Genomic DNA, 8463 nt, shown 5'->3' on the forward strand with positions numbered 1-8463 from the left:
GCCCGCTCTCAGCGCCCGGCGACGGGCATAATAATTTCCGCACGGGATGTCGGCAGAGCGGTCTCCGGTTCGTCTTCCGGATACTGGTTCCATGATGGAGTTCTGATGTCGCTGATCCTGCATTACCACCCGCTGTCCTCGTTCTGCTGGAAAGCGCTGGTCGCGCTTTACGAGAACGGCGCGCCGTTCACACCGAACATGGTCAATCTCGGCGATCCCGCCGAGCGCGCGGCGCTGCTCGCGCTGTGGCCGATCGGCCGCTTCCCCGTGCTTCGCGACGAGATGCGCGGCGAGACGGTGCCTGAATCGAGCATCGTCATCGAATATCTCGACCGGCACTATCCCGGCACCGTCAGGTTGATTCCTGATGACCCGGAGCTTGCGTTGCAGACCCGGCTGCGCGATCGCTTCCTCGATCTCTACGTCCATCTGCCGTTGCAGAAGATCGTCGGCGACCGGCTGCGTCCGGCGGACAGCAAGGATCCGCGTGGCGTCGCCGAAGCGCGGGCGCAGCTCCGCACTTCCTATGCCATCCTGGATCAGCAACTCGCGCATGGCGGCTGGATGATGGGCGAGCAGGTCTCGCTGGCCGACTGTGCGGCCGCGCCGGCGCTGTTCTACGGCAACAAGGTCGAGCCGATCAGGGAGGGCCATCCACATCTGGCGGCCTATCTCGAGCGGCTGAAGGAACGACCGTCCTTCGCGCGCGTCCTCAAGGAAGCCGAGCCTTATTTCGGCATGTTCCCGAAGGGGGACTGAACCGACAAGGGAACCTGAGGTCCGGCCAGGACCCGAAAATAAATCGCGGCGCGGTGTCGCTTTCGCGCCGCTCCGTTCGTCTTCTCCCTGAAGCCCGGGTTCTGGAGCGCCGGTCGCGCCCCGGGGCTCGGGCGATATCTGTGTGGAGACGACATGGCTGCAGCTGGCAACAGGGCGGAGATCATCCGCGGGATCTTCGCCGCCTATCTCGCCAATGACCGCGCGAGCGTCGAGGCCGCGTTCGCGGAGGATTTCCGCTTCTCGACACCCTATGGTGAGAACATCGACAAGCCGCGCTATTTCGCCGAGTGCTGGCGCGACTCTGGCTGGATCGGCCGCCACGAGATCGAGCGCATCATGGTCGACGGCGTTGAGGCCTTCGTCACCTATCGCTGCGTTGGCCGGGACGGCAAGAGCTTCCGCAACACCGAGTTCTTCGTGTTCGACGGCGACAAGGTGTCGCGCATCGACGTCTATTTCGGTCCGTCACATCAGGATGGCGAACTCGTCAGGCAGGATCGATAAGGCAAGCTCGGCGATATCGCTCGCCCGATGGTCGCAGGCGAGCACGAATTCTGCGAAGGAAACCCGGAAAATGTCCATTGCAAGTGAAAGCAGCGGCCTGTCGCAGGCACGGCTCGGACGCATGCGCGAGGTGCTGGCACGCCATGTCGATGGGGGCGACGTTCCGGGCCTCGTGGCGCTGGTCAGCCGTCGCGGCGAGATCCATGCCGATGTGCTCGGCCGCATGGCGGTGGACGGGCCGCCGATGCAGCGCGACACCATCTTCCGCATCGCCTCGATGACCAAGCCGGTGACGGCGGTCGCCGCGATGATCCTGGTCGAGGAGTGCCGGCTCAGGCTTGATGATCCCCTCGATCGCTGGCTGCCCGAGCTTGCCGATCGCCGTGTGTTGCGCAGCATCGAATCCGAGATCACTGACACCGTGCCGGCCAAGCGCGCGATCACGCTGCGCGACCTTCTAACCTTCCGTCTCGGGCTCGGCATGATCCCGGTGTTTCCGGCGCGCTATCCGATCCAGATGGCGATCGCGGATGCCGGCTTCGCGCCCGGGCCGGTGTTTCCGTCGTTTCCGCCGGATGAATTGCTGCGCCGCTATGGCACACTGCCGCTGGCCTATCAGCCCGGCGAAAGCTGGCTCTACGACACCGGGAGCCAGATCCTCGGCGTCCTGATCGCGCGTGTTGCCGGAACCTCGTTCGCGGCCTTCCTGCAGGAGCGGATCTTCGGGCCGCTCGGCATGAACGATACGGCTTTCCATGTGCCGCAACACAAGCTGCCACGGTTTGCAACGTGCTATGGCGGCGATCCTGCGACCGGCACGTTGAAAGTGTTCGATGCACCCGCGACGGGAAAATACGCGGCGCCGCCGGCGTTCGAGAACGGCAGCGCCGGGCTGGTGTCGACCGCGGATGATTTCAATGCCTTCGCGCAGATGATGCTCAATGGCGGGCGGCTCGGCACCGAGCGCATCCTGTCGCGTCCCTCGGTGGAGCTGATGACCTCGGACCAGCTCACGCCGGAACAAAGGCTGGGCTCCGAGCTGTTGCTCGGTGCGTCGCGCGGCTGGGGTTTCGGGCTGTCGGTGTTCACTGTGCGTGACGATCTCTGTCATGTGCCGGGCCGCTACGGCTGGGACGGCGGCTATGGCACCTCCTGGTATTCCGACCCGCGCGAGGCGATGACCGGAATCCTGCTGACCCAGCGCATGCTGGATTCGCCGGAGCCGCCCAGGGTGTTCTCAGATTTCTGGACGCTCGCCTATCAGGCGATCGATGACTAGCGCGGAGCGTGCGTCAATGACCCAAAGAATAATTTCAAACGCCGTGTCGGGATCGCAAACTCTCCACCGTCTTTCAACTGAGCGCCGGTGCCGTGATCGGCTCAGAGACGACGGAGCAGGATGATGAAGTTCATGGTGATCGTGAAGGCGAACAAGGATACCGAGGCCGGCGTGATGCCGAGCACGGAGCTGCTCGCCGCGATGGGCAAGTTCAACGAGGAGATGGTCAAGGCCGGCGTGATGCAGGCCGGCGAGGGCCTGCATCCGACCAGCAAGGGCGCGCGCGTCAAATATGCCGGCGGGCAGGGCACCGTGAGCCACGGACCGTTCAGCCCGACCGGCGATCTCGTCTGCGGCTTCTGGCTGATCGAGACCTCCTCGCTCGATGAAGCGATCGACTGGATGAAGCGTGCGCCGTTCGACGGCGGCTCCGAGATCGAGATCCGCCAGGTGTTTGCCGCGGAGGATTTCGGCGAGGCGCTGACGCCCGAGCTGCGCGAGCAGGGAGAGCGCCTGCGTGCGCAGGCTGGAAACAGGTGACGTCTTCGTCATCGCGGGCTTGCGCGTCCAAGTCGGCTGTTGCCGACTTGGACAAATACCAAGCGCCGAATTCGGGTAAACCCGAATTCGGACGGCGCATTCCCGAAATGACGGGGGTGAGAACTCCGCGTGATTCAACAGATAAGGAAGTCCGACCAATGCGTTTCATGATGTTGATGATCCCGCTCGGCTACGAGTCCGCGCCGGCCAAGCTCGAGCTCGACCCGGAACGGGTCGCCGCGATGATGCGATACAATCAGGCGCTGAAGGACGCCGGTGTGCTGATCACGCTGGAAGGCCTGCATCCGCCGGCGTCAGGCGCGCGCGTCAAGTTCCACACCGGCGAGCCCATGGTGGTCGACGGCCCCTTCACCGAGGCCAAGGAAGTGATCGGCGGCTTCTGGATGATCGAGGTCGCCTCGCGCGCCGAAGCGATCGAATGGGCGAAGCAGTGCCCGGCCTGTGCCAACGAGATGATCGAGATCCGCCAGGTGCAGGAGATGGCGGATTTCTCCGAGGAGGTGCAGCAGGCGGCCGCGACCTTCGAACATCCGCAGGGCGGCTGGGGCAAGGCGCTGCGCTAGATCTCAAACGAGACGCGATGCCGCCGCAAAGCGGCATCGCGCGAACGACCGATCGTCAAACCACCACAACGGAGAAACACGATGAGCAATGACACCTTCCTCGCGGTCTATCTCGGCGGCGGCAAGACCGGTTCGCGCATGGCAGCCTGGAACGCGCTGCCGGAAGCCGAGCGGCGCGCCAAGGAGCAGCAGGGCATGGCCGCGTGGGGCGCCTGGGTCGAGAAGCACCACGACGTGATCGTCGAGATGGGCGGACCGCTCGGCAAGACCAAGAAGGTCGGGACCGACGGCACCACCGATATCGCCAATCTGATGACCGGCTTCACCGTGGTGCGCGCGCCCTCGCATGAGGCGGCGGCAAAACTGTTCGAGAACCACCCGCACTTTTCGATCTTCCCCGGCGAAGCCGTGGAGATCATGCCGGTGCTGCCGATCCCGGGACGGTAGTCCCGGGGGCGCTAGGGCGGGGAGCATTGACCTCCCCTTGAAAAGGGGAGGTCGCTTTGCTCGCCAGAGCAAAGCGGGTGGGGATCTACTCTCTCCACCTGCAGCGCCGCCTGCGTCTGACCCCCATCCCGACCTTCCCCCTTTCACGGGGAAGGGGAAGATGGAGCCATTGGCTTGAGCCGGGCTGCCCCGGTCAAGCGAGAGCCGTGCCCGACGCCACCTATCCGTTAATCTTGATGAACCCGCGATCCCGCCGCTAGTGACCTTTACCGCGGGCTCATGTAAAAGCCGTTCACATGAGCTGGCGCAAGGACCAAGGCCGCGCCGAGCGCGGCTATCATCACGGCAATCTCAAAGAGGCGTTGCTGCAGGCAGCCCTCGACCTGATCTCGAAGAAGGGGCCGGCCGGCTTCACCTTCGCCGATGCCGCGCGGATGGCCGGCGTCAGCCCCGCCGCGCCCTACCGCCACTTCCGCGACCGTGACGAGCTGATCGCCAGCATCGCACAGCGCGGCTTCGAGCAGTTCGAATCCCTGCTGACCCAGGCCTGGGACGACGGCCGCCCCGACACCGTCTCGGCGTTCGAGCGGGTCGGCAAGGCCTATCTCGCCTTCGCGCGCGAGGAGCCCGCGTTCTATTCCGCGATGTTCGAATCCGGCCTGCCGGTCGATTCCAATCCGACCTTGATGGCCGCAAGCGAGCGCGCGTTTGCGATCATCCGCGCCGCCGCCGAGCGGCTCGCGGCGCTGGCACCGCCCGGCACACCGCGCCCGCCGGCGATGATGATGGCGCTGCATATCTGGTCGATGTCGCACGGCGTCGCCTCGCTGTTCGGCCGCGGCGATGCCGCGCGGCGCAAGCTGCCGATGTCGCCGGAGGATCTGCTCGAGGCCGAAGTGCTGATCTATCTGCGCGGCCTTGGCTTCCTCACCGATCGCAGGCCGGGAACCGCGGCAGCGGCCGAAGAGCCGGCCGGCGACAGATCCGGCCCGTGGGGCAAGCCGAAATAAGGTTCAACGGCGAAGTCAAAAATAATCCGAGGGGTGCGTCATCTGCTCTGCTTGACTTTCCCAAGGGCTCGGCTATCTATGTAAATGTTATTTACATTCACAACGGCGTGATTGCCGTCATGGAGAAGGAAATGGCCTACACCGCTGATGTCAATCGCTGGCGCGGCCCCGTCGAAGAGCCCTACCGTCCGCACTTCTACGCGACGCCCTGGCATCCCCTGAAGATCGCCGGGATCATTCTCGGCTTCATGATCTGGTGGCCGATCGGCCTCGCCCTTCTCTTTTTCACACTCGGGAGCAGAAAAATGGCCTGTTGGAGTCACTACGATCAGGATCGTTGGGCGAACAAGATGGAGCGCATGCAGGACAAGATGGAGCGGATGAAGAGCCGCATGGAGCGCCGCGGCTTCCCGTTCGGCGGCTTCGGCCCGCCCTCCAGCGGCAACCGCGCCTTCGACGAGTACCGCCAGGACACGCTGCGCCGGCTCGAGGAAGAGCAGGTCGAGTTCAAGAACTTCCTCGATCGTCTGCGCCACGCCAAGGACAAGGAAGAGTTCGACGCCTTCATGGCGCAGCACAAGACCCGTCCGACCCCGCCGAACGATCAGCCGCCGCAGAGCTGATCACGCGAGGCAAGCGCTGAGCCTTCAGGCGATGTGCCCCCATAGAACCTGATGGCCTGAGCCGCCCGTTTGCGACAAGCAAGCGGGCGGTTTGCATTGTGCGGCCGCCATGCCCACTCTATCGTCGGAGTCGGGGCGATGAGGTGAAGTGATGGCGGCATCTGCGACGGCGAGTCCTGACGACCTCTGGCTCGCGATCCGGCGCGAGGCGGAAGCTGCCGTTGTCGCCGATCGTTTTCTCGAGACCTCGGCTGCCTTCATCCTCGATCAGGGCGATCTCGGCGGCGCGCTCGCCTTCCTGATCGGCCGGGCTATCTGCCGCGCCGAGGCCGATCGCGCGCAGTTCATGCGGACCGCCCGCGAGGCGTTCGCGGCCGAGCCCGCGCTGGTCGAAGCCGCGGCCATCGATCTAGTGGCCATCGTGCGCCGCGACCCGGCGATCACGGGCCTGCTGCAGCCGCTGCTCAACTTCAAGGGCTACGTCGCACTGCAGGCCTGGCGGGTGTCGAACTGGCTGTGGCGCCACGATCGCCCCGACCTTGCGCTGTTGATGCACAGTGCGGCGGCGGACCAGTTGCAGATCAGCATTCACCCGTCGGCCCGGATCGGAACGGCGGTTTTCCTCGATCACGGCACCGGCATCATCATCGGCGCGCTGGCCTCCGTCGGCGACGAGGTCACGATCCTGCAGAACGTCACCATCGCGCGGCATCAGGATGACCCGCGCCACGCCCCGAGGATCGGCCGCGGCGTGCTGCTCAGCGCCGGCGCAACACTGATCGGAGATCTCACCGTCGGCGACTTCGCCAAGGTCGGCGCCGGCGCGCTGGTGACGTCGGATGTGCCGGCCGGCTGCACCGCGGTCGGCGTCCCGGCGCGGCTGACCAATTGCGCTGAGGCGGCGGCGGGGGCGTAGAGTGAGCGTCGCCGCGCGCCGCTACGCCGGCACGAGCATGTCGGCGAGCTGCGTAAAACTGTCCGCGTGGAGGTCGATCCAGGCTTCCGGCGCGACATCGACCTTCGCCGCCGGCCCGAATTCCAGCGGACGGGCGACGAACGCCGTGCGCATGCCGAAGGCGCGCGCCGCCTTCAGGTCGTATTTGTGGCAGGCGACCATCAGGATCTTGTCGGCGGGATAGCCGAGGTAGTCGACGGCGAGTTGATACACCGCGGGTGATGGCTTGTAGCTGCGTGCAAGCTCCGCGGTCAGCACCGCGTCGAACGGCAGCTTGGCGTGCTTGACCACCGCCACCACGGCGGCCACACCGGCATTCGACAATGTCGAGGTCACGAACCGGCTACGCAGGCGCGCAAGGCCTTCGACGCTGTCGGGCCATGCGTCGAGCTTGCTCCACACCGTGTTCAATTCGTCGCGCTCGTCGCTGGAGAAGGCCGCCGAGAGGCCGTGGCGATCGAGCAGCACATCCAGCGCCTCGCGATAGATGCGGTCGACCCGAATCCACGAGCGCTTGCCGGCGATCACGTCGTCGAGCGCGCCACGATAGAGATCGCGCCACTCGCTCGAGAGCCCGGCCCAATCGAGCGTGAGCCCCTTCGCGGTGTTGACGGCTTGTCCCGCGCGCAGGATCGGCTGATAGAAATCGACGCACGTCCCCTGGACGTCGAACGCGATCGCGCGGATCTCATTGCGCCATGTCGCGGCGCCTGCCGGCTGTATCCCCGTCATCGCGGCCATGATCGATAGTCCTCCAGCGGTCATGAAGTGTCGTCTGTTCAGATCCGGTAGCACGGTTTGTTCCCCGGTTGCTGGTATCGGAAGGGGCGCACCAGCGCCCTTGTCAGGTGAGCACGCTGGCCGGCTCCCTCTCCCGCTTGCGGGGGAGGGTGGGGTGGGGACTCTCACCGCGAGTCGTATGGTGGAGAGAACCCCCACCCGGATCGCATCTGCGATGCGACCCGGCCTCCCCCGCAAGCGGGAGAGGCGGACGGAGTTCGCGGCTGGCTACCGCGCCCTCACACATTCGACCCATGGATCGCGTCGATCACGGCGTCGGTCACTTCCTTGGTCGTCGCCTTGCCGCCGACGTCGGGTGTCAGCACGCCGGCTGCGCACACCTTCTCGACCGCCGCCATCAATCGCGCTGCGGCATCCTTTTCGCCGAGATGCTCCAGCATCTGCGCGCCGGTCCAGAAGGTCGCGACCGGGTTGGCGATGCCCTTGCCGGTGATGTCGAAGGCCGAGCCGTGGATCGGCTCGAACATCGAGGGGAAGCGGCGCTGCGGGTCGATATTGCCGGTCGGCGCGACGCCGAGGCTGCCGGCCAGCGCGCCTGCGAGGTCCGACAGGATGTCGGCGTGCAGGTTCGTCGCCACGATGGTGTCGAGGCTCTTCGGATTGAGCGTCATCCGCACCGTCATGGCGTCGACCAGCATCTTGTCCCAGGTGACGTCGGGGAATTCCTTCGCCACCTCGGCGGCGATCTCGTCCCACATCACCATGCCGTGGCGCTGCGCGTTCGACTTGGTCACCACAGTGAGGAATTTGCGCGGCCGCGACTGCGCGAGCTGGAATGCGTAGCGCATGATCCGCGTCACGCCGACCCGGGTGAAGACCGCGACCTCGGTGCCGACTTCTTCCGGCAGGCCGCGGTGTGCGCGGCCGCCCATCCCGGCATATTCGCCCGGCCTCCCCCGCAAGCGGGAGAGGCGGACGGAGTTCGCGGCTGGCTACCGCG

The 8463-nt window shown here is 65.7% G+C and carries 10 protein-coding genes and 1 pseudogene; 9 read left to right on the forward strand and 2 right to left on the reverse strand.

What is annotated here, in order from left to right; all coding sequences use genetic code 11:
- Positions 1 to 105 precede the first annotated feature (105 nt).
- From Q0030_RS36750 to Q0030_RS36790, 9 genes are all read left to right on the forward strand, one after another.
- Complete coding sequence (locus Q0030_RS36750) at positions 106 to 759, forward strand: glutathione S-transferase family protein (protein ID WP_298378775.1); 654 nt, start codon at positions 106 to 108, stop codon at positions 757 to 759.
- A 153-nt stretch (positions 760 to 912) separates the two neighbouring features.
- A complete protein-coding gene (locus Q0030_RS36755) occupies positions 913 to 1284 on the forward strand; it encodes a nuclear transport factor 2 family protein (protein WP_298378778.1) in 372 nt (123 codons plus the stop codon).
- Positions 1285 to 1354: 70 nt separating this feature from the next.
- Positions 1355 to 2563 (forward strand): serine hydrolase domain-containing protein, encoded by a 1209-nt coding sequence (locus Q0030_RS36760; protein WP_298378780.1) that lies wholly within the window; start codon positions 1355 to 1357, stop codon positions 2561 to 2563.
- A 123-nt stretch (positions 2564 to 2686) separates the two neighbouring features.
- On the forward strand, positions 2687 to 3103 hold the full coding sequence (locus Q0030_RS36765; protein WP_298378783.1) for a YciI family protein: 417 nt from the start codon (positions 2687 to 2689) through the stop codon (positions 3101 to 3103).
- A 158-nt stretch (positions 3104 to 3261) separates the two neighbouring features.
- Entirely contained in the window at positions 3262 to 3687 is a 426-nt protein-coding gene (locus Q0030_RS36770) for a YciI family protein (RefSeq protein ID WP_298378786.1), read from the forward strand.
- An 81-nt stretch (positions 3688 to 3768) separates the two neighbouring features.
- Entirely contained in the window at positions 3769 to 4134 is a 366-nt protein-coding gene (locus Q0030_RS36775) for a hypothetical protein (protein WP_298378789.1), read from the forward strand.
- A gap of 296 nt (positions 4135 to 4430) precedes the next feature.
- Positions 4431 to 5144: a TetR/AcrR family transcriptional regulator gene (locus Q0030_RS36780; protein ID WP_298378792.1), complete on the forward strand. Its 714-nt coding sequence runs from the start codon at positions 4431 to 4433 to the stop codon at positions 5142 to 5144.
- Between the two features lie 131 nt (positions 5145 to 5275).
- The gene (locus tag Q0030_RS36785) at positions 5276 to 5767 is read left to right on the forward strand and encodes a DUF2852 domain-containing protein (protein WP_097676724.1); all 492 of its coding nucleotides are present in this window, start codon (positions 5276 to 5278) and stop codon (positions 5765 to 5767) included.
- A gap of 151 nt (positions 5768 to 5918) precedes the next feature.
- Positions 5919 to 6683: a serine acetyltransferase gene (locus Q0030_RS36790; RefSeq protein ID WP_298378795.1), complete on the forward strand. Its 765-nt coding sequence runs from the start codon at positions 5919 to 5921 to the stop codon at positions 6681 to 6683.
- Positions 6684 to 6704: 21 nt separating this feature from the next.
- Here Q0030_RS36790 and Q0030_RS36795 read toward each other — a convergent pair whose 3' ends face one another.
- Positions 6705 to 7463: a haloacid dehalogenase type II gene (locus tag Q0030_RS36795; RefSeq protein ID WP_298378797.1), complete on the reverse strand. Its 759-nt coding sequence runs from the start codon at positions 7461 to 7463 to the stop codon at positions 6705 to 6707.
- Between the two features lie 278 nt (positions 7464 to 7741).
- A pseudogene (locus Q0030_RS36800) lies at positions 7742 to 8410 on the reverse strand (isocitrate/isopropylmalate family dehydrogenase); the annotation flags it as partial.
- Between the last annotated feature and the right edge of the window lie 53 nt (positions 8411 to 8463).

Source organism: uncultured Bradyrhizobium sp. (assembly GCF_947648125.1).
Lineage (GTDB): Bacteria > Pseudomonadota > Alphaproteobacteria > Rhizobiales > Xanthobacteraceae > Bradyrhizobium.